Origin of the sequence: Pantoea sp. DY-17 (assembly GCF_019795975.1) — a bacterium.
Lineage (GTDB): Bacteria > Pseudomonadota > Gammaproteobacteria > Enterobacterales > Enterobacteriaceae > Pantoea > Pantoea leporis.
Genome location: NZ_JAIMIG010000002.1, coordinates 566,895 through 588,219 on the forward strand (window position 1 = coordinate 566,895; position 21,325 = coordinate 588,219).

Consider the following 21,325-nt stretch of genomic DNA (forward strand, 5'->3'; position numbering starts at 1 on the left):
TCTTTAAATTTCATAACAATAGAGATGAAATCGATTAGGCGAGCAGATGACATTTCACTCGCTGGCTGGACGGCAATTCTGCTGTTGCTGGCTGTTGTCGCTTTCGCGCACAGCTGGTTAAATTGGCTGCAGTTAGTTAATCGTAATTGGTGATTTATTAACGGATACCTTTGAGCTGCTGGCTGAAACAGTGGCGATTTCAGGCTGAAATTTCCGCGGCGATAATCTATATTTCATACAGTTAGCGATGAAATTGAGCTGGCGAGGCATTGAGAAGGGCATAAAAAAACCGCCCGGAGGCGGCTTTTCACTTACTGATTAAGATACTTGTTGAGCGTCTCGTTAATCACCTTATCCAACTCTTCCTGCAACTCTTTTGACTGGCGATTAAACTCGTAGCTGAACATGCGTCCGCGCGTTTTCTTACGCGCAAAGCGGTCTTTATCGGCGAAACTCCACAATGGCGTCGCCACGGTTTTATCTTTTGCCGGTGACTGAATCAGCGTCTGGCTACCGTTACGCACTAAACGCAGAATGCCATTCTTCACTTCGTCTTCGGCCAATCCATCGCGCGCGCATACGGTATCAACATCCATGCCGATAGTATCGATCAGGGCATCAACCGTTTGTCCGGTTTCCTGCAGCTTCTCATACGCCTGCAGCAGCGATTTATAATCAGGATAGGTCAGCTCTGAATGATTCGGGAACAGCGTTACCAGCTCAAGCGGCACGCTTGCCGCTTGCAATGCACGCGTTACCTTGGCCTGCGATAAGCCTTCGCTTTGCGCAATCTCTTTCTGCGACAATCCACTCTCTTTAAGCGATAGCAGACGCATGCCCACTTCACGCAGATTGTGCTCGCGCGCGGTCTGAATATCCTGGGCTAAACGACGCGCTTCTTCCGCCGAGATAGCCACGTCTGTAACCAACACATCAAGCCCAGTTTTGCAGTGCAGAGCCGCTGCACGACGGCGTGAACCATCGAGAATCTCAATGCGATCGTCACGCTTTACGCCAATCGCCGGGAAAAACTGCTGCAATTTGATGGTGCGAATGATGTCGCGCAGCGATTCTGGCGTCAGGCCAGACTGATCGCGGCCATTGGTTTCCATCTTAACGAAGGTTTTCTCTTCAATTTCCTTCGCCGGGATGTGCTCCAGCGTGAACAGGGCGCGTTTACCCGTCGCCAGAATAAATGTCTGAGAATGGCCATCGGCGCTTTCCTCAGTCTGCAATGGTGTCTGGCTGAAGGTTCGGCCAATAGTGATTCTTTTTGCGCTCATAGTAACCTCAGTTCAGGCGAATGAATTCAATACGGTCAAATACGGCTTTCGCGAAATCTTCCGCCGCTGAACGCGCATTCTTTAAGGCTTCGGTGCTGCCCACGTAGGTTGATGGATTGGCTGAGATAACCGTATCAAACGACTCTCCGCAGCGCTCAAAGCCATCCAGACGCGGCAACGCAGCATCAAGCATATCGCCGCCAAAAATCTCTTTCGCCAGGCTGTGACACAGCTTGTGATCCGCTTTATTCGACAGTTTAGACATAAAGCCAATGTTGCCCTGCAAACGGCAGGCTGCGCCCGATTCTTCAATGATGCCAATCAACTCCGGCAAACGCGTTAAGTACTTTAGCGTGGAGTGGAAATCCACCTGCGCGGGCGGGACTGGCGTCATCAGCAGGTCTGAAGCAGCAATGGCGTTCTTCAGGAAGGCATCAAGATGCGGGCCGCTGTCGATAAAGATAAAGTCGTAATCTTTCTTCAGCTTGGCCACTACATTGTCATACAGCACCGCGTGGATGTTTTGTTCGGGCAGGTGAGCGGCACACAACTCTTCCCAACGCGAGGCAATAAAGGCGTCATCAATTGACGCCGGCAGCACATCGACGCCCGGAATAATCGAGGAAACGATAAACTCGTTGAGTAACTCTTCGCGGCTGACGTTCTGCAGCATCGCCTGTGCGGCGGTCGCTTCTACTAATCCCACTGAACGTTGATGGTTCAGGAACATGGTGGCGGAAGATTGCGGGTCCAGATCGATGACCAGAATACGCAAATCTTCAAACAGCAGATGCGGATGCGCACGTAATGCGTGTGCCAGCGAAACGGTAGAGACCGTTTTCGAAACGCCGCCTTTGAGGTTGCCAACAAAGATGCTAAAGGCTTCATGGTGGCGATCGCGGTACTTGGGCACACCGCGATGGTGATAGATATCGATAATATTCTGGATCGACATCGCATACTTGGTTGAGCTGCCCGCTGCACGCTTATCGAACGGATAACCATTTTCTTCCATTTCGTTGACAGCGTAATCCACGCTCGCACGCGTAAGTTTAGGCAGTTTGGCTAACGCCGCTTTAGCGTAAACCTGATAGAACGTGTTTTCCCGCAATTCTTCTTTCTGCGCCTGAATCTGTTCAGTCAGGCTCATCAGCATTCTTTCTGAACGTTGTGCGACCTTCAGAACTTGCTTCTCATCGTTAGCCATACTTGCTCCACACATGTAGGATTTATGACTTTATACATAAATCCAGCACACGAGGCAAATATATCTCTTCTACTCAGGAAGAATAAGTTATGTGAAAACACCTTGATTAAGAGCACGTTAACGCAAATGTTCACTGTAATCAGTGATCGTAATTTAGCCATATTGGTTTTTTGTACGATTTTGAACCGCTGATTTATTGTTTTTTGGGGCAAAGATTCACTGTAGTCAGTAGCTGATTTGTATTCTGTATGCTTTAAGTAGAGAAAGGAGAAGGGTTGTGGCGGCTGAAATTGCTGGAACGTTCACTGTAATCAGCTAGCAAAAATGCGTCGATGACTAACATTCACTGCAATCAGTAAAAGGTTCACTGTAATTAGCGAGCGGTGGCTGAAGATTCACTGTAATCAGTAGATGATGCCTGGAAGTAAAAACAGGCGAGAGAGCAAAGATGAGTGCCATGCTGGTGAGATGTTCACTGTAATCAGCAAACCCTGACGACGTTTTCACATAACGCCAAACGTTCACTGTAATCAGTAAAAGCCTTGTACTCTTCATCGGCAAAGATTCACTGTAATCGGTAGACGTCGTCGCACTGCGATAAACCGTTCACTGTAATCAGTAAGTCAATTTTGCCAGACCGAGATAACATTCACTGTAATCAGTAAAAGTTATGACGCTGTACAGAACGTTCACTGTAATCAGTACAGCATGATAAGACGAACGTTCACTGTAATCAGTAGAGTGTTATTTGCCTACAAGCTGATATGCCCGGAATCGCCATGTGCGATACAGCGAAATATCCACAATGTCGTCAACAACATTCACTGTAATCAGTAAATACACGCTGCTAATTAAAACGCCCAACGTTCACTGTATTCAGTAAAAAACGATGCGCTGAGCGAGTTTGTTTCATGCTGCAAACCTGGCAGGGCAGGGGGACGAGTTGGTAATGTTCACTGTAATCAGTGACAGCGTGACATGTTGTTCAAGCAGTATATGAGCGTCAGCACGAACGTCTCACGTTTCAGTTCACTGTAGTGAGAAGGCAAACCAAACGTTCACTGTAATCAGCTTAGTAACCAACCCTGTCACTTTTACTGGCTGTATTCACAGTTATATTGCTGATTACAGTGAATCAGTTCGAAACAGGCGTTTTTAATATTTATAAATCATTAAGTTGCAGTTGATCGTTCACTGTATTCAGTATGCAGCCTCTAATTCGCATTCACTGTAATCAGTGATAGCGAGCGCTCCAACAAACGTTCACTGTGATCAGTAGAAAGGCAGTGAAAAAAGGAAGTTGAGTACTACGCCACCGCCCTTGTAAGTACTCACTATCTTTATAAGTCGCTTAGAAAGACTACAGTGCGGTGCAAAACATCGCATAAGACACAACAAAAGCAGAAGGTTTCTGATTACAGTGAACGTTGCTGATTACAGTGAATCACGCGAGAACCGCTGATTGCAGTGAATGTTGGCGGAGGAGCATGTGTCACTTTTGCTCAAAAAGTGACACAGCTTGAGGAGAATTGCTGATTACAGTAAGCGGGCAACATCATTCTTCGAACTCAATATCTTCCAGCGAATCGATGCTTTCGAGATTGCTGATGCCGTCGAGTTTTGGCGTCCTGCTGTGGATGATGAAGAACACCGAACGGCCACGTTTCACTTCCGAATAGTCGAGATAACCGATCTCTTTGAGCTGCTCCATCGCACGTCGCACCACGTGGTTTTGCGTGGTGGTTTTCGAGCCCAGATTTAAACGCATACGCAAACGCGCCAGAGAGATGGGCGCCGGATTCGTTGGCAAACTTTCGAGATAGGTATACAACGCCTGAGCCGATTCTTTACGTTTTAAACGCGAAATGGCTCGCAGCTGCAGTAACACTTTATGGTCGAAGTTGTAGAGCTCGAACAACTTTGGATCGGCCTGGATACGCACCAGATCCTTTTCACGATCGTAATACGCCGATTGCACAAGGTGAGTGTGATAGGCTTTGCCATTACCTTCAAAGGACAACGTATTGGTAGCAATGCGTCGCAGAGAGGCATCTAAGCGCTTACGTAGCGCAGCCGAAGAGTTTGCCGATGGGATCCCGCACATCTTGACGAAATCGATAAATGGCAGCGTCACGGTGTCGCCCTTAGAAGGATAACGCGAGAAAGACTGAATAATACCGGCCCAGGTTTTGAAATCATTATCCATGTCCAGCCTTGCGCCGGTAATGGTAATCTTTTCATAACCTTCCGATTTCACTAAAGAAAGGTTCTTTAGCTCTTTCGTTGCATCGGTCGATGCCATTGCGCCTGATTTACCGCGCGCGGTGGACTTCAATGTTGGAACAAACAGACCCAGGCGCATTAAAGCGACCGGTTGTACGGTGTTATTTTTATTGGGATGGAGTTGAATAACTTCACCGCTATTTTTTGTCACCGACAGAAAAGGCTCGAGTAACGCCTTGTTTTCACTCTCTTTATCTGCCATAGCCTGAGATCTTCATTCTGTGGATGAAAAGGGTCGTTTTCTGATTACAGTGAACATTAACACTGTTTATAGTGAACATTCTACTCTCTATAGTGAATAAACTACTGACTCCAGTGAACACTTTACTCATTATAGTGAACGCGATCACCTTCTGAGCCCTTGTGGGGTGCGGCCTGCGACGATCGGGGATCTCTTAGGATCTCTTTAAGATCTCTATATGATCTTTCTTTAAGATCTATTCACTGTATAACTTAATAACGCCCGGACTGACGCGGCTTTAGACCGGCAAAACGTTTAAAACAGCTCCATTGCAATAACATCCCCTTTGATCCCACCAAATCATCAGTTATGTGCGATCAGGATCCTTCTACTTCTTCATAAGTGAACAACTTCCTCATTATTATTCATTTTTAAGAAACTTTATCCCGGCGTAAAGTGAACTTCATCGAACAATACATCACTTATGACGAGGTTATATTTCATGACTGAAAACGTTATCTCCCGCAACCCTACTACCGGCGACATCCTCGCAAGCTATCCGCTACAGAGCGCAGCCGAGTTGGAAGCCGCATTGCAGCAAAGTGCTGATGCCTATGCAGAGTGGCGCTATACCGCAATGCCACAGCGAGTGAAAGTGCTGCGTCAACTGGCTGAACAGATCCGCCAGCGTCAGGATGAGCTGGCAACCATGGCCACACTGGAAATGGGCAAACCTATCGCTCAGGCACGTGCTGAAGTACTGAAATGCGCCAATCTGTGTGACTGGTATGCAGAGAACGGTCCGGCGATCCTTGCCGACAAACCAACGCTGGTGGAAAACCAGCAAGCGTGGCAGTCATTTCGCCCGCTTGGTGTGATCCTTGCTGTAATGCCATGGAACTTCCCTTACTGGCAGGTTCTGCGCGGCGCAGTCAGCATGTTACTGGCGGGCAATACCTACGTGCTGAAGCACGCGCCAAGCGTAATGGGATCCGCCAACCTCATGAAGTCGCTATTTGACGCCACTGAACTGCCTAAAGGCGGCTTTACCGTGATCAACGTCGATAACGATGGCGTTTCGGCCGCGATCAAAGATCCACGAATTGCCGCTGCAGCGGTAACCGGCAGCGTGCGTGCAGGCGGCGCAATTGCAGCACAAGCCGGTGCGGTACTGAAGAAAACCGTGCTGGAACTGGGCGGCGCGGATCCTTTTATTGTGCTGGCGGATGCAGACCTGGATGCTGCAGTAGCCTCAGCGGTCACAGGACGCTATCAGAACACCGGACAGGTCTGCATGGCAGCCAAGCGCTTCATCATTGAAGAAAGCGTCGCAGAAGCGTTTGAGGCGCGTTTCAGCGCAGCGGTACAGGCATTGAAGATCGGCGATCCTTTGGCAGAAGATACCTACATCGGACCAATGGCGCGTTACGATCTTCGTGACGAGCTGGATAATCAAGTGCAGCAGACCATCAAGGAAGGCGCACGTCTGGTATTAGGCGGCCATAAAATTGACGGCCCAGGCAACTATTACGCCCCGACGATCCTCGCCGATGTCACACCAGCCATGACCGCTTTCCAGCAGGAAATCTTTGGCCCGGTCGCAGCAATTAGTGTCGCTCGTGATGCACAACATGCCCTTGAGCTGGCGAACGACAGCGAATTCGGGCTGAGTGCAACAGTGTGGAGCGGCAACGAAGCGCTGGCCAACGAACTGGCGGAAAAACTGGAGACCGGCGCGGTATTTATCAATGGCAATGGTGCGTCAGATCCACGAGTTGCGATTGGAGGCGTGAAGAAGAGCGGCTATGGTCGTGAACTGTCGAGCTTTGGCGTCCACGAATTCTGCAATATTCAGACGGTATGGAAAAACCGCCGCTAAGCATCACAGGGCGCGTCAGGCGCGCCCTTATTCCCATCCTCCGCCCCCAGATATCTCGCATCTCATACCGTTGCACATCATTTAAAATGTTGTGGACCAGTTCAAAAAACCCACCAAAGGTATTATAAAGGTATTATCTCTGGTGTTAGATTGGCCCCACCTACACCGGGGAGTCCTTTTAAATGAAAACAACAATCCCAAAACTGTCGTTCATGATGTTTCTTGAGTGGTTTATCTGGGGCGCATGGTTTGTACCGCTCTGGGCATTTCTCAGCAAAAACGGCTTCTCGCCGGTTGAGATCGCCTGGTGTTACGCATGTACTTCGATAGCCGCCATCCTGTCGCCGATCCTTGTCGGATCGCTGGCCGATCGCTTCTTCCAGGCGCAAAAAGTGTTGTCGCTGCTAACAATCGTCGGATCGATTCTGATGTTCTTCGCAGCTCAGCAAACGCATTTCGGCGGTTTCTTCCCGTTGCTATTGCTGTATGCGCTCACTTACATGCCAACCATCGCCTTAACCAATAGCATCGCGTTTTCGCACGTCGCGGATGTGGAGCGTGATTACCCGCGCATTCGCGTCATGGGCACCCTTGGCTGGATCGCGTCCGGCATCGTTTGTGGTTTCCTGCCGCCGCTGCTGGGCTATGGCGATATCTCAGCCAGCAACGTGCCGTTATTGATCACCGCCGCAAGCTCGCTGTTGCTGGGCATTTTTGCCCTGACGTTGCCCGCCACCGAGCCGAAAAGCACCGGCAAATTCAGCCTGCGCGTCGCGCTTGGTCTGGATGCGCTGCATCTGCTGAAGGATCGTAGCTTCCTCGTATTCTTCGTCTGCTCCTTCCTGTTCAGCATGCCGCTGGCGTTTTACTACATTTTTGCCGAAGGCTATCTGACGGAAGTCGGCTTACCGCACGCCACCGGTTGGATGACGCTCGGCCAGGTTTCGGAAATCTTCTTCCTGCTGGCGCTGCCGTTCTTCATCAAACGCTTTGGCATCGGCAAAGTGCTGCTGCTGGGATTAACCACCGCCGCACTGCGCTACGTGTTCTTCGTGTTCGGTGGCGATCAAAACATGCTGACTTACGGCTTGCTGTTCATGGGCATTCTGCTGCACGGCGTCAGCTACGATTTCTACTTCATCACCGCTTACATCTATGTTGATAAGAAAGCGCCAGTGGCGATGCGTAATGCCGCGCAAGGGCTGATCACGCTGGCTTGTCAGGGCATCGGCAGCCTGCTCGGTTATCGCCTTGGCGGCTATCTGATGCAGGAAATGTTCGCCTACGATCAACCCCGCAACGGGCAGACTTTCAACTGGGCCGGCATGTGGATGTTTGGCAGCGTGATGATCGTAATGATCACCATCGCCTTTATCGTCCTGTTCCGCGACGGAAAAAAACGCAGCGATGAACTTACCGCTTTCGAAAATTCAGCAACCGCTGACAGCCATAAATAAGAGATTTCACCATGACGATGACAACGCAAGAAAAACGGATTTTAGGCGCGTTTTACGGCCAGGCGCTGGGCGATGCGATGGGCATGCCATCGGAATTGTGGCCGCGCTCACGCGTGAAGCAGCACTTTGGCTGGATCGATCGCTTCCTGCCCGGTCCGGCTGAGAACAACGCCGCCTGCTACTTTGGCCGGGCGGCCTTTACCGACGACACTTCGATGGCGCTGGCATTGGCTGATGCGATCGTATCGCACGATGGAGAGATCAACGTGGAAACCATCGGCGCGAATATTTTGCAGTGGGCTGAGTCGTTTGATGCCTTCAACAAAAACGTGCTTGGACCGACCTCAAAAATCGCGCTCAACGCCATGAAAGCCGGCACGCCGGTGTCGCAGCTGGAAAATAACGGCATGACTAACGGCGCAGCGATGCGTGTGTCACCGCTCGGCTGTCTGCTGCCAGCACGCGATTTACCGGCTTTCATCAATGCCGTCGCACTGGCGTCGAGCCCAACGCATAAATCGGATGTCGCAATTTCCGGCGCGACGGTGATTGCGTGGGCAGTTTCACGCGCCATTGACGGTGCCAGCTGGGCAACGATCCGCGATGAACTGCCCGCGATCGCTCGCGCGGCGCAGGAAAAGCGTGTCACCACCTTTAGCGCGTCGATGGCGGCACGCATCGAACTGGCGTTAAGCGTGGTCGTGCAGGGCAGGGGCGTGGAATCCACCATGCAGCAGATTTACGATCTGGTAGGCACCGGCACCAGCACCATTGAATCGGTACCGGCGGCGATTGCGATGGTGGAATTGGCCGAGACCGATCCTAATCGCTGCGCGATCCTTTGCGCTAACCTCGGCGGCGATACCGATACCATCGGCGCGATGGCGGTGGCCATTTGCGGCGCGCTGCACGGCATCGACAGCATCGACGTTGCCTTGAAAGCCGAGCTGGATGCCGCTAACGCGCTGGATTTTACTCGTTATAGCGCTGCATTCACGCGTTTCCGCCAGCAGCGCGAGGCCGCTTATGTTGACGCCTGATGATCTGCAGAGACTTGAAAGCCGTCTGCCAGTGCTTGTGATTGGTGCGGCTGTAGTGGATGTGATTGCTGATGCTTACTCGTTGCCCCATCGTGGCAGCGATATTGAGCTCCACCAGCAGGGCGTCAACGTAGGCGGCTGTGCGCTGAATGTGGCGATTGCGCTGCACCGGCTTGGCATCCCGTCCATCAATGCGCTGCCGCTCGGCAACGGCACTTGGGCCAGCATTGTGCGGCAGAAGCTGACGGAATATGGCATCCACAGCGTGCTGGAAACGGCGAAAGGCGATAACGGCTGGTGTTTAGCGTTAGTGGAACCTGATGGCGAGCGTACTTTTCTGTCAGTGAGCGGCGTGGAAAATCAGTGGGATGCAGCGCTGCTGAACACGTTGCCGCAGCTGGCCAATCGCTGGATCTACCTTTCCGGCTATCAGCTCACCAGCAAAAGCGGTGATGTGCTGATCGACTGGCTGAAGCAGCAAAGCCAGCCGTATCAGCTGCTGGTGGATTTCGGTCCGCGTCTGGCGGATATCGGTGATGCGCAGTTCGAACGCGTTATGGCGTGCCATCCACTGATTACAGTGAACAGACAGGAAGCCGAACTGCTGTGGCATGAACGTTTGAATCAAACAGAACCCATTGATGCGCATCAGTTAATGACGTGCTGGCAGCAGCGATTCGGCGGCGCGATGGTGGTGCGACTTGATAGCGAAGGCGCCGGTTTCGTTAACGCGGAAACACAGGGCTGGATGCCGGCGCTGCCGACAAAAGTGGTCGATACCATCGGCGCAGGCGACAGCCACGCGGGAGGATTACTGGCGGGATTAGCGTCGGGTTGGTCACTGGCAGAAAGCGTCGCGCTGGGCAACGCGGTGGCATCTTATGTGGTGTCACAACGCGGCGGCGATTGCGCGCCCGATCGCGCCACACTAACAGCTTACTGGCAACAGCGCCTTACTCCGCAATAAACACATACATATCGCTACGACAGTAGCTAATGCTGTACTCCAGCGGATTGCCCTGCGCATCTAACGCCAGCTGCTTGATCACCAAAACAGGCACGTTGTCGGGTAGGGCGATCTGCTGCTGCAGCGACTCATCAGGCATGCGAGCACTCACTCTGCTTTGCGATTTAACCGGCAGAATTTGTTGCTGGTGGAAATAGTCGTAAAGCGAAATGCCAATCTCATCCGCATTAGCGATATAGCGCGCCGGTACCCAGGATTCTTCCACCGACACCGCTTGCTGATCGACATAACGAATGCGTTTCAGCAGATACACTTCGCTGCCAGTGTTCAGCCCCAATTTCTCTGCGATTGCTGCGTCGCATTGGATTTTGCTTTTGTTAATCCACACGGTATCGGGCTTTTTACCACGCAACACTGCTTGCTGGGACAAGCCTTTCGGCTCTTTCAGCGAATACTCGAACTGGCTGCAGATCTGCGTACCGTAGCCTCGAGAGCGCAATACCACGCCCTCTTTTTCCAGCGCATCCATGGCTTTACGCACGGTAATGCGCGAAATGTTCAGCGACTGGCTGAAGTCACGCTCACTCGGCAGGATCTCTTCATGCACTAACACGCCATCACGCACCGCATCTTTAATTGCAGTGGCAAAGCGTTTGTACAGCGGTGTGCGGCTGTTATCAGCAAGGGTAAAAGTCAGCCGCGAAAATAGTGGAGTTTGGTCGGTCATAGTGTGCGGGTTCACTTATCCTGATATGCGGCAGAACGTCTATGATACTGATATTTCGACGTTCGCGAAGCACTCGATGAGTATGAATATCACGAATAATCACTTTAAAAACAATAAAAGCCCCATTGGGGCTTTTAGGCATACACCCGACTCAACGCTCATCAAACGGCACGCCACCTTTCGACTTATGATGTTTTGGCGTTTCGATAATGGAAACCGTCACTGAATTAGCATCGATCTCAAACGAATCTGCCACCGCCGCGGTGACGGCTTTTAACAACTTCTTTTTCTGCTCAATCGTGCGACCTTCTGCCGCATACACAACGATTTCTGGCATCTCTGCTGCTCCTTAAAGTAAACGTTCGTTTTCAGCATAGCGCAGCAAAAGCACTGCGTGCAGCGTCAATCACCCGTCTTTGCCAGCAATCTGTGTTGAAATGTGTATTGTTATGTTATAACGTAATTAACTCACATAATTTGTAGCGGCTTCAGTCGGAAATCTTAATGAAATCAATGAAAAATTTGCTTATCGCTTCGGCGTTAGGCTTGGCTTCTTACGCCTCAATGGCGGCTGAACATCAGGATAAAACGGTGCGCATTGCGGCACCGTTTGAAATCAAAGGCGCCGATCCCGCGCTCTCCGGCGACATTTTGTTGCGGATGGATGTGGTGGAAACTCTGGTGGAAGTGAACGAATGCGCCGAGCCCATTCCGGCGCTGGCGCAAAGCTGGCAGGTATCGGCAGATGGACTGGAATGGCAATTTAATTTGCGTCCCAATGTGCGTTTCCATGATGAATCGCCACTGGATGCAGCTGCGGTGGTGAAATCACTCAACACCGCGCGCAGCAAAGCGGGTCTGCTGGATAAAACACCGATCACCGCTATCAGCGGGGAAGGGCTGCACGTCACTATCACGTTGCGTGAACCATTTACGCCGCTGCTTTCGGTATTAGCAGAGAGCCGTTCCCAGATTCTGGCGTTGGCTAGCTGGGATGCGCAGGGCAACATCACCCGCATCATCGGCAGCGGCCCGTTTATGCTGACGTCATTCCAGCCACCGCAATCGCTGGCAGTAAAACGTTTTGAAGATTACTGGGGCGAAAAGCCGGCGATTGCGGCCGCCAGCTATCTCTCTTCCGGACGCGCCGAAACCCGCGCCTTGCTGGCGGAGAGCGGGGACGCGGATTACGTATTCAACCTGGATGCTGCCAGCCGTCAGCGTTTAGCACGCAAGCCAGCGCTACAGCTGCCCGCCATTCCGGTGCCGCGCACGCTGATGCTAAAACTGAATGCGGGCGATCCGCTGTTAGCCGAACAGCCGGTGCGTGCAGCGATCAGCATGGCGATTGACCGTAACGCGCTGGCGATGGCGGTATTGCGTTATCCAGGCGCGGCCAGTCAGTTATTCCCGCCGAATATGGGTGAATGGCACAACAACGCATTGCAACCGTTGCAATTCAATCCGCAGCAGGCGGCACAGCAACTGCAGGCGGCGGGTTGGAAAATGGGTGCAGATGGCGTGTTAGCACGTAACGGCCAGCGCTTTAGTGTGACGCTGCTGACCTTCCCCGATCGTCCCGAACTGCCGCTGATGGCGATGGTTATCCAGCAGCAGCTGCGCAAAGTCGGCATTGAAGTGAAGATCAATTCCACCAACGCTAGCGAAATTCCGGCGCAGCATCACAGCAATCGTCTACAACTGGCGCTGTTTTCCCGCAACTTTGCACTCACGCCTGATCCCACCGGCACGTTACTGCAGGATTATGCGGAAAAGGGCGGCGACTGGGGCGCGATGAACTGGCATCCGGCCGGTTTTAGCGCGGCGTTGCACAGCTTAACGCAATCCACTGACTCGGCAGAACGTGCGCAGGCGCGTAACCTGATCACTGCCTCGTTACAGCAGGATCTGCCAGTGATCCCGATTGCCTGGTATCAGCAATCGGCCGCGATTAACAGCAAGCTGAAAAACGTCACGCTCGATCCGTTTGAACGCCACTTTGGTCTGCGTCAGATGCAGTGGGAGCAATGATGTTCAAACTACTTGGCTGGCGCGTAGCGCAGGCGGCTTTTGTGGTGTTGGCGGTGGGATTACTCACCTGGTTTTTGGTGCAGTCCTTGCCCGGCGATATGGCGTGGCGCATTGCCAGCGGTCGTTATGGCTACGATCGGGTGGATGCCAGTGCGGTGGCGCGGGTGCAGCAGGAGCTAAGTGACTCGCTGCAGCAGGGCAGCGCGTTGCTGCACTGGCTATTCGATCTGCTGCAGTTCAACTTTGGTCGTTCGCTGGTCTCCGGCGAACCGGTGATGGATGAACTGCGCTGGCAGCTGAGTCAAACGCTGGCGCTGGCAGGTTCATCGCTTTTCCTGACGATTCTGTTCACCTTGCCGCTGGGTATTTGGGCGGGATGTCACGCCAATGGCAAGCTCGACCGCGCGTTATTCTGGCTGAGCGCGCTGCTGAAATCGGTGCCGCATTTTGCGCTGGGCATGCTGCTGATTGTCCTGCTGGCGCTGCAGCTCGATTGGCTGCCCAGCGCCGGGCATGGCGAGCTGCGTCATTTTATGTTGCCATCGTTGACGCTGGCATTGTCGTTAACCGCGGTGGGCGTGCGCGTGGTGCGTGAAGCCACGTATCAGGTTGTCAGCTCGGGCTATTACCGCTGGGGCGCGCAGAAAGGATTAGCGCCCGCAACGCTATTGCGCCGTCATGGATTGCGCAACCTCGCATCGCCGGTATTGACCTGGTTCGGCATGCAGTTTGTCTGGCTGGTGGAAGGCGTGGTGGTGGTAGAAACGCTGTTTGCCTGGCCTGGCATTGGTCACGCGCTGGTGCATGCCATCTTCGCCCGCGATGTGCCGGTGATTCAGGCCAGCGCCATGACGCTCGGACTGCTGTTCGTGCTGCTGAATATGCTGGTGGATGCGGGTTGTCATCTGCTTGATCCCAGAGGAGCGCGCGCATGACAATTTCATTTTCGCGTCTTATCGGCCTGCTGCTGTTGTGCTTGCTGCTTGGTTTCGCCTTCCTGCTGCCCCTGATTCATCACGGCGACCCGCTGGAACAGGATCTGCTGCAGATGCTGCACGCGCCGAGCGGTGCCAATCTTCTCGGGTTTGATCATCTTGGTCGCGACATGCTGCCGCGCCTCAGTGCCGCGTTGCGCCTTTCGCTGGGTCTCGCGGCGCTCTGTGTGATGAGCGCACTGCTTGCGGGCGTGCTGGCTGGCGTATTCAGCGCACTGTATGGCGGCTGGCTGGATCGTCTGCTCAGCATGCTCGGCGATATGTGTCTGGCGCTGCCGGGATTGCTGCTGGTGCTGCTGTTAGCGGCGATTGCGCCGGATTCTCCCGGCATGTTGTGGCTGGGGATTTCGCTGGTGCTGTGGGTGGAGTTCTTCCGCGTCACGCGCGCAACCCTGCGCCCGATTGTGCAGGCACCCGGCATGCAGGCCTCAAAGTTGCTCGGTTTTTCGGCGTTCTACCGTTTCCGCCGACACCTGTGGCCAGCGTTAGCGCCGGTATTAACCACGTTGACTCTGTTCTCGTTCAGCAGCGCCATCATGGCGGTCTCTGCGCTTGGCTTTATCAGCGTCGGCGTACGTCCGCCGACGCCAGAACTGGGTTTGATGATGACCGAACTGCTGCCGTTTGCCTGGGAAGCACCGTGGCTGCTAATGCAGCCGGTAATCGCGCTGTTTCTGCTGTTGATCAGCCTGAATCTGTTAATGAAAGAGGAGCGTAAATGAAAGGATTACAGGTTATCGGCATCAGCGTCACAACCGCCAGCGCTACGCTGGTGGAACCGGTTGATTTCACCCTGCAGCCCGGACAACCGCTGACCTTGCTGGGTGAAACCGGTTCAGGTAAAAGCCTGCTGGCACAAGCGGTCATGGGCATTTTGCCTGACGATTTACAGTCCAGCGGTACGCTAATCATCAACGAACAGCGTTTTACCCTGCCGCAGGATGCCGGATTGTTGCGTGAATTATGGGGCCGCACATTAGCGTCGCTGCCGCAGGAGCCGTGGCTGTCGCTGGATCCCACCATGTCAGTGCAGCAGCAGGTTGCGGAAGGCTATCGTTATGTACGCGGAAACGCGAAATCCACCAGCGCACTGTCGGCCCAGCGCGATTTACAGCAGCTTGGTTTACAGGACGCGGCGCCGCGTTTTCCGTGGCAACTCTCCGGAGGGATGGCGCAGCGCGCCGCCTTTGCCGCCGCACGAGCAGGTGGCGCGGAGATACTGATTGCCGATGAACCAACCAAAGGGCTGGATGTGGCGCGTCGTGATGAGGTAGCGGCCTTACTGCGCCGGGAAGTGGCCGACGGCGGCACACTGCTCACCATCACCCACGACATCGCGCTGGCCCGCCAGTTGAGCGGTGAGGTGATCGTGATGCATAAAGGGAAGGTGATTGAGCAGGGCAGGGCGGAACAGGTGTTACATGCACCGCAGCAGCGCTATACGCGTGAGTTACTCGCCGCCGATCCCACCGCCTGGCCTGCACGGCAACAAACCGTTATTGGCAGCAAACCGGTGGTGAGTGCTGAGGGCATCCGCTTGCAGCGCGGCGGTAAATCGCTCGGCGTGCCGCAAAACTTCAGGCTGCACGCCGGGGAAATCGTTGGATTACACGGTGCCAGCGGCAGCGGTAAAAGTAGCTTTGGCGATGTGCTGCTCGGGCTGCTAACGCCTCAGCAAGGCAAGGTGACGCGCCATGCGGCGGTCAATGCGCTGAAATACCAGAAGATTTATCAGGATCCGTCAGCGCTGTTTCCGCCGACCCGCACGCTGGCGCAAAGCCTGGACGATGTGTTGCGCAGTCATCACATTGCTTCCACGCGGCGGGATGCGCTGATGGAGCAATTGGCGCTGTCACCAGAACTGCTGACGCGCCGTCCCGATTCACTGTCGGGCGGCGAGCTGCAGCGCTTCTCGCTGTTACGCGTGATGCTGCTGGATCCGGTATTTCTGTTTGCCGATGAACCCACATCGCGTCTGGATCCGCTGGTGCAGCAGCAAACCCTCCAGCTCATCACCTCGCTGGCGCGCGAGCAACAGTGCGCGGTGTTGCTGGTGAGCCACGATCGCGATCTGCTGGAAAAGGCCACGCATCGTATGATCGCGATGGAGGCGATCGCTTAACGTTCTGGCGGCTGGCTGTCGCCGTGACCGAGAGAACGCTGCATCACTACGGTATCCAGCCAGCGGCCATGTTTGAATCCCACCGATTTCATTACACCGGTGTGCTCAAAACCGAGCGCCCGGTGTAATCCCAGCGATCCGGCATTCGCGCTATCGCCAATAATCGCGATAATTTGGCGAAATCCCGCCGCTTCCGCCAGCGCAATGGCTTTTTGCAACAGTGCGCGACCAATGCCTCTGCCGGTTTGCTGCTGATCGAGGTAAATCGAATCCTCCAGCGTAAAGCGATAGGCATAGCGCGGGCGATACGGCGCCAGATAGCAGTAACCCAGCACCTGATCATCCTCCTGCGCCACCAGCCAAAAACCGCCGCGCTGCTGCACATCCTGCACGCGATTCTGCATTTCGCTCGCCGAAGGTGGTTCAGTTTCAAAGGTCGCGGTGCCGTGCAGCACATGCCAGGCGTAGATTTTCTGAATGGCAGCGGCGTGATGAGGTCGGGCGGGAATAATGTCCATATGTTCCTGATTCTTAGCGGCGAAAACCACAGCATGCCACCGCGCCGCACGCGAATCATCGGATTTGATAATAGGAAATTCTGATGGTCACTCTGCAATTCCATAGTGGCGCCATTTATGGCGACCTGACCCACCAACGCTCAATTCTGCTCCGACAGCTGCACCGCCATGGTATCCGCCTCTAAGGCTTCGAAAACATGCGGTTCGTCGGCGGGATAGCAAATGTAGTCGCCGGGATGCAGTTCGACCGGCGCATCGCGCGGCCCAACCAGCGCCCGGCCACGCGCGATAATCACATGCTCCACCGAGCCCGGCGGATGCGGTTTTGAATCGCGCGGCGCGCCCGGTTGGCTGGTGACCAGATAGAGATCGCGGCGTCCGCCGGGCGGGCAGCTTGCCAGCAATGCTGCCTGATAATCCGCCATCTCCGCCGAGACGATCATGCCTTCGCCACGGCGAATTACCTGCAATCGCTTCACTTCCGGCTCCATCAAACGCGCGAAAGGAATGTTCAGCGCCACACACAGCGCCCACAACGTTTCAAGGCTGGGATTGCCATTGCCCGCTTCGAGCTGCGACAGCGTAGATTTGGCGATACCGGCGCGACGCGCCACCTCTGTCAGTGAAAGCCCCGCGCGCTGACGTTCGCGCAGTAATCCGACAGCAATAATATCAATTGGCGTGGTCAAACCCTCTCCTGTTCTTTATATCGAACGATTTGTTCGTCTTGTAAAACGATTCTGGCGCGTTCATTATAACGGCTTTCCTGTTCGATATGAGATCAAATTGTGATGCGTCTGGGTGCAGTACCGCTTGATCGCGGAGTAATAAAAGCCATTTTCCTGGTTTGTCTTGCCGACGGCATTGTCGGGCTCTCTTACGGTTCGCTGGCGGCAGCGGAAGGGTTTCCGCTGTGGGTGCCGATTGCACTATCAACGCTGGTGCTGGCGGGCGCGTCGGAATTCCTGTTTATCGGCATCGTGGCTGGCGGCGGCAGTCCGTTAACGGCGGCGGCGGCGGGTTTGCTGGTCAACGCGCGTCATCTGCCGTTTGGCATTGCGGTGAAAGATCTGGTTGGTAAAGGCAGCCGCAGTTTGTTGGGATGCCACATCATGAATGATGAAAGCGTGGTGTTTGGTATTTCCCAGCCAAAACTGGCGCAACGTCGTGCCGCGTACTGGATTTGCGGATTAGGTATTTTCACCATCTGGCCGCTGTCGGTCATTGGCGGTGCGGTGATCGGGCGCTTTATTCCCGACGTATCGGCCATTGGTCTGGATGCGGTGTTCCCAGCGATCCTGATTGCCCTGATATTCCCGGCGCTGCGTCAGCGTCGTACGCTGATCCCCGCTACGCTGGGCACCACGCTGTCTGTGCTGGCGACACCGTTTGTGCCAGCGGGCATGCCGGTGCTGTTTTCACTGCTGGGATTACTGAGCTGGCGGGAGCGTAAAAATGCAAAATAATCTGATCATTGGCGGCATCGCGCTGCTGGCGGTAGGCACTTATGCGATTCGTTTCGCCGGTTATCGTCTGGGCAGCCGCATGCAGATGTCGGATCGCGCACGCAATATGCTATCCGATGCTGCCACCGTTTTGCTGCTGGCGGTGGCCGTTACCACCGCGCTGTTTGAAGGCACGCATTTTGCCGGCGTGGCGCGCATCGCCGGCGTGCTGTTTGCGGTGTTTTTGGCCTGGCGCCGCACACCGCTAATCCTGGTGATTATCGGTGCCGCGCTAATGACCGCGTTGCTACGTTACTTCGGCGTGCCCTGATCGCGCCAGGTTTGCGCACGTAATTCATATACCAAACTGGCGGGCGCGCCCGGAACATCGTGAACCTGGCCGTAACAGCGCAGTCCCGCCTTTTCCAGTACCTGCTGTGATGCTATATGATCCTGACGCACCGCCGCATCAATAACCGGAAGCTGGCATTCATCGAAGCCATAAGCGATAACCCTTCGTGCAAACTCGGTGGCGAAACCTTTTCCCCACGCCTCTTTCGCCAGACGATAGCCAAGATTGTTTACCGGCTTGCCAGCAAACTCGCGCACCGATAAACCACCAAATCCGATAACCTCATCCGGCTGTTCCCGCAGGCAAATTGCCCAGTTACCAAAGGAAAAGGATTGCCAGTGCGCCAGCCAGCGATTTAACACCTCCTCTGCAAAGGCTAAATCGGGAAACGGACCCGCCGGATTGAACATATTGGTAGCGGGATCGCCATAGATGGCAAACAGGCGCTGAACATCGGTGGGTTCAACCGGACGAAGAAACAAACGTGATGAAGTGAGTTGCATTGTCGTAACCTTTTGTAGCCGGAACCGGCGTTATCTTCCTGATGAGTTTTGTTACTGTGATACTCCACGGATTACTAGCATAGAGGAAAACGTATGAAACCGCGTTTAGCCCGCTGTGATGAAACGGCCACGTTGTGGCGCATCCGCAACCTTGCCATTCGCCACGGTTGCCGGGGCGTTTATCCCGCTGATGTTATCAGTGCATGGACACCCGATGCGTTACCGTCCGGCTATTTCGAGGCGGTCAGAAGCCATCCGTTTTATGTGGTTGAGGATGCTGAATATGGCGTGGCCGCGACCGGATTTCTTGACTTGCACAACGGCAGCGTTGAAGCGATCTTCACGCTGCCCGCCTGCAACGGCAAAGGTTATGCCAGCGTCATCATGCAGGCAATCATCGATGAAGCGCGTCAGCGGGGTTTTGATAAACTGACGCTCGCCGCCACGCCCAACGCGAGCGGCTTTTATCTGCGTCACGGTTTTCGTATGGTGCGTGAGACGCTTTATCCCTCGGCGCTGGCACAAGCCGATCTTCCCTGCGTAGAAATGGTACGCGAGCTTTAAGGCTAAAATGAAAAAAAGTGAAAACAACAAGGACGGCGCGAATATGGTCATTAATTGCGTAGCGTATCGCCACGGTAAGCGTGAAGAGCATGTCGACATCGCTGATATTAGTGAAGTATTAAAAGAAGAGAAATCCTTCGTCTGGATGGGTTTGTACCAACCCGAACCGGCTTTTATGCAGACGCTGCAGCAGGAGTTCAGCCTGCACGAACTGGCGATTGAAGATGCGCTGGTGGCGCATCAGCGACCAAAGATTGAGCAGTACGGCGATTCGGTATTTATTGTGGTAAAAACCGCGCACATGGACGATTTGCAGCGCATCACTTTCGGCGAAACCCACTTCTTCCTTGGCAAAAACTTCCTGATCACCGTGCGTCACGGTTCATCGGAAGGTTATGCTGACATCCGCACCAAAGCCGAAAAGAACCACGCATTACTGTGTGAAGGTCCGGGTTATGCGCTCTATTGCATCCTCGATTTCATCGTCGATAACTACAGCAAAATCACCGAATCACTTAACGATCGCATTGGCGGGCTGGAACAGGGCATGTTTACTACGCGTTTTGACAGCGACGCGTTGCAAAACGTTTATCACCTGCGCCGTGAACTGCTGGCGCTACGCAATGCGGCGCTGCCGGTGACGGAAATCTGCCAGCAGCTGGTGCGCTTCCACGAAGATATCATCCCGAAAAATCTGCGCGCCTATCTGCGTGACGTACAGGACCACGCGCATCACGTGATGATCGATGCGGAAGACATGCGCGAAATGCTCACCAGCGCGATGCAGGTGAATCTGGCGCTGGTGTCGGTGCAGCAAAGCGAAGTAAACAAAAAGCTCGCCGGTTGGGGGGCGATCCTGATTGTGCCCACCATCATTTTCAGTATGTACGGCATGAACTTCCCCGATATGCCGGAGTTGCACACGCACTTTGGCTATCCCGCCGTGGTGGGCATTACTGTTGTTATCTGCTGCGTGATGTGGTGGCGGCTGAAAAAGGCCGGTTGGCTTTAACCGCTGAATGCCTGCATTTTTTACAACTTCCTGCGATCTGGAGCGAAAGATGTCCTTTAATATTGGTCTGCTGCTGTTCCCCAACCTCACGCAGCTCGATCTCACCGGTCCGTGGGAAGTGTTTGCCCGCATGCCCAACGCTAACAATTATCTGATTTGGAAAGATCGCCAGCCGGTGATGTCGGATCGCGGTCTGGCGATCGTACCCACCGTGACCTTTACCGATTGCCCGCAACTCGACTTGATCTGCATTCCCGGCGGTCCCGGACAAATTGCGCTGATGGACGATGACGAAACGCTGGATTTTGTCCGTCGTATGGCGGAGAACGCCAAGTGGGTAACTTCGGTGTGTACTGGTTCGCTGGTGTTAGGTGCTGCGGGATTGTTGCAGGGATATCGCGCGACGTCGCATTGGGGTTCGCTTGATCAGCTGAGCTTGCTCGGTGCCACGCCGGTAGCCGAACGCGTGGTGCGCGATCGCAACCGCATCACTGGCGCGGGCGTCACCTCGGGCATTGATTTTGCGTTAACCGTAGCGGAAGAGCTGCTTGGACGTGAAATCGCAGAAAATATCCAGCTGCAGATGGAGTACGATCCGGCGCCGCCATTCCATTCAGGTTCACCGCGCAGCGCCTCGCCGCAACGTTTGGCCGAGGCAAAAAGCCAGATGCAGGATTTTATTGCTCGCCGACGTGCGGCGACAGAAAGTGCCGCTGCACGGCTCAGGCGCGAGGAGTGAAAGCTGGCGATTTCAGCCTG

The 21,325-nt window shown here is 54.1% G+C and carries 21 protein-coding genes; 13 read left to right on the plus strand and 8 right to left on the minus strand.

Annotation, left to right across the window (positions count from 1 at the left end):
- Nucleotides 1–311: 311 nt before the first annotated feature.
- From K5Y33_RS12940 to K5Y33_RS12950, 3 genes are all read right to left on the minus strand, one after another.
- The gene (locus tag K5Y33_RS12940) at nt 312–1,283 is read right to left on the minus strand and encodes a ParB family protein (protein ID WP_110867047.1); all 972 of its coding nucleotides are present in this window, start codon (nt 1,281–1,283) and stop codon (nt 312–314) included.
- A gap of 7 nt (nt 1,284–1,290) precedes the next feature.
- Complete coding sequence (locus tag K5Y33_RS12945) at nt 1,291–2,490, minus strand: AAA family ATPase (protein WP_101761164.1); 1,200 nt, start codon at nt 2,488–2,490, stop codon at nt 1,291–1,293.
- Nucleotides 2,491–4,045: 1,555 nt separating this feature from the next.
- Nucleotides 4,046–4,975 carry a RepB family plasmid replication initiator protein gene (locus K5Y33_RS12950; RefSeq protein ID WP_007886110.1) on the minus strand — a complete coding sequence of 310 codons (930 nt, stop codon included), beginning with the start codon at nt 4,973–4,975 and terminating at the stop codon, nt 4,046–4,048.
- A 481-nt stretch (nt 4,976–5,456) separates the two neighbouring features.
- Between K5Y33_RS12950 and K5Y33_RS12955 the strand changes: the two genes are divergently transcribed.
- The 4 genes from K5Y33_RS12955 (at nt 5,457) to K5Y33_RS12970 (ending at nt 10,297) form a co-directional block, all read left to right on the plus strand.
- The gene (locus tag K5Y33_RS12955; protein WP_222234176.1) at nt 5,457–6,833 is read left to right on the plus strand and encodes an aldehyde dehydrogenase family protein; all 1,377 of its coding nucleotides are present in this window, start codon (nt 5,457–5,459) and stop codon (nt 6,831–6,833) included.
- Nucleotides 6,834–7,015: 182 nt separating this feature from the next.
- Nucleotides 7,016–8,290: a nucleoside permease gene (locus K5Y33_RS12960; RefSeq protein ID WP_101761161.1), complete on the plus strand. Its 1,275-nt coding sequence runs from the start codon at nt 7,016–7,018 to the stop codon at nt 8,288–8,290.
- 17 nt (nt 8,291–8,307) lie between these two features.
- Nucleotides 8,308–9,330 carry an ADP-ribosylglycohydrolase family protein gene (locus K5Y33_RS12965; protein ID WP_222234345.1) on the plus strand — a complete coding sequence of 341 codons (1,023 nt, stop codon included), beginning with the start codon at nt 8,308–8,310 and terminating at the stop codon, nt 9,328–9,330.
- Entirely contained in the window at nt 9,317–10,297 is a 981-nt protein-coding gene (locus K5Y33_RS12970; protein ID WP_222234177.1) for a PfkB family carbohydrate kinase, read from the plus strand. The genes K5Y33_RS12965 and K5Y33_RS12970 overlap by 14 nt, the downstream gene beginning before the upstream one ends.
- On the opposite strand, the gene K5Y33_RS12975 is transcribed toward K5Y33_RS12970, so the two are convergent.
- Nucleotides 10,284–11,024, minus strand: coding sequence for a GntR family transcriptional regulator (locus K5Y33_RS12975; RefSeq protein ID WP_222234178.1), 741 nt, complete (start codon nt 11,022–11,024; stop codon nt 10,284–10,286). The genes K5Y33_RS12970 and K5Y33_RS12975 overlap by 14 nt on opposite strands.
- Before the next feature lie 151 nt (nt 11,025–11,175).
- Complete coding sequence (locus tag K5Y33_RS12980; protein WP_110867041.1) at nt 11,176–11,361, minus strand: tautomerase family protein; 186 nt, start codon at nt 11,359–11,361, stop codon at nt 11,176–11,178.
- Nucleotides 11,362–11,528: 167 nt separating this feature from the next.
- On the opposite strand from K5Y33_RS12980, the gene K5Y33_RS12985 reads away from it, so the two are divergent.
- The 4 genes from K5Y33_RS12985 to K5Y33_RS13000 are packed head-to-tail and all read left to right on the plus strand — an operon-like array spanning nt 11,529 to nt 16,172.
- A complete protein-coding gene (locus K5Y33_RS12985; protein ID WP_222234179.1) occupies nt 11,529–13,055 on the plus strand; it encodes an ABC transporter substrate-binding protein in 1,527 nt (508 codons plus the stop codon).
- A complete protein-coding gene (locus K5Y33_RS12990; protein WP_192235622.1) occupies nt 13,055–13,990 on the plus strand; it encodes an ABC transporter permease in 936 nt (311 codons plus the stop codon). The genes K5Y33_RS12985 and K5Y33_RS12990 overlap by 1 nt, the downstream gene beginning before the upstream one ends.
- A complete protein-coding gene (locus K5Y33_RS12995; protein WP_101761154.1) occupies nt 13,987–14,772 on the plus strand; it encodes an ABC transporter permease in 786 nt (261 codons plus the stop codon). Before K5Y33_RS12990 ends, K5Y33_RS12995 begins: the two co-directional genes overlap by 4 nt.
- Nucleotides 14,769–16,172, plus strand: coding sequence for an ABC transporter ATP-binding protein (locus K5Y33_RS13000; RefSeq protein ID WP_222234180.1), 1,404 nt, complete (start codon nt 14,769–14,771; stop codon nt 16,170–16,172). The genes K5Y33_RS12995 and K5Y33_RS13000 overlap by 4 nt, the downstream gene beginning before the upstream one ends.
- Here the strand turns inward: K5Y33_RS13000 and K5Y33_RS13005 are convergent.
- Nucleotides 16,169–16,690 (minus strand): GNAT family N-acetyltransferase, encoded by a 522-nt coding sequence (locus K5Y33_RS13005; protein WP_176970618.1) that lies wholly within the window; start codon nt 16,688–16,690, stop codon nt 16,169–16,171. The two genes, K5Y33_RS13000 and K5Y33_RS13005, sit on opposite strands and share 4 nt — an antisense overlap.
- A gap of 140 nt (nt 16,691–16,830) precedes the next feature.
- Nucleotides 16,831–17,379 carry a helix-turn-helix domain-containing protein gene (locus K5Y33_RS13010; RefSeq protein ID WP_061719009.1) on the minus strand — a complete coding sequence of 183 codons (549 nt, stop codon included), beginning with the start codon at nt 17,377–17,379 and terminating at the stop codon, nt 16,831–16,833.
- Between the two features lie 102 nt (nt 17,380–17,481).
- Between K5Y33_RS13010 and K5Y33_RS13015 the strand changes: the two genes are divergently transcribed.
- Together K5Y33_RS13015 and K5Y33_RS13020 are read left to right on the plus strand one after the other, a co-directional pair.
- Entirely contained in the window at nt 17,482–18,156 is a 675-nt protein-coding gene (locus K5Y33_RS13015) for an AzlC family ABC transporter permease (RefSeq protein WP_110867038.1), read from the plus strand.
- Nucleotides 18,146–18,466: an AzlD domain-containing protein gene (locus K5Y33_RS13020; protein ID WP_008109204.1), complete on the plus strand. Its 321-nt coding sequence runs from the start codon at nt 18,146–18,148 to the stop codon at nt 18,464–18,466. The genes K5Y33_RS13015 and K5Y33_RS13020 overlap by 11 nt, the downstream gene beginning before the upstream one ends.
- On the opposite strand, the gene K5Y33_RS13025 is transcribed toward K5Y33_RS13020, so the two are convergent.
- Entirely contained in the window at nt 18,448–18,990 is a 543-nt protein-coding gene (locus K5Y33_RS13025) for a GNAT family N-acetyltransferase (RefSeq protein ID WP_192235428.1), read from the minus strand. The genes K5Y33_RS13020 and K5Y33_RS13025 overlap by 19 nt on opposite strands.
- Nucleotides 18,991–19,083: 93 nt before the next feature.
- On the opposite strand from K5Y33_RS13025, the gene K5Y33_RS13030 reads away from it, so the two are divergent.
- The 3 genes from K5Y33_RS13030 to K5Y33_RS13040 are packed head-to-tail and all read left to right on the plus strand — an operon-like array spanning nt 19,084 to nt 21,305.
- A complete protein-coding gene (locus K5Y33_RS13030) occupies nt 19,084–19,554 on the plus strand; it encodes a GNAT family N-acetyltransferase (protein ID WP_222234181.1) in 471 nt (156 codons plus the stop codon).
- 43 nt (nt 19,555–19,597) lie between these two features.
- On the plus strand, nt 19,598–20,566 hold the full coding sequence (gene corA / locus K5Y33_RS13035; RefSeq protein ID WP_101761767.1) for a magnesium/cobalt transporter CorA: 969 nt from the start codon (nt 19,598–19,600) through the stop codon (nt 20,564–20,566).
- 49 nt (nt 20,567–20,615) lie between these two features.
- Entirely contained in the window at nt 20,616–21,305 is a 690-nt protein-coding gene (locus tag K5Y33_RS13040) for a DJ-1/PfpI family protein (RefSeq protein ID WP_222234182.1), read from the plus strand.
- Nucleotides 21,306–21,325 lie beyond the last annotated feature (20 nt).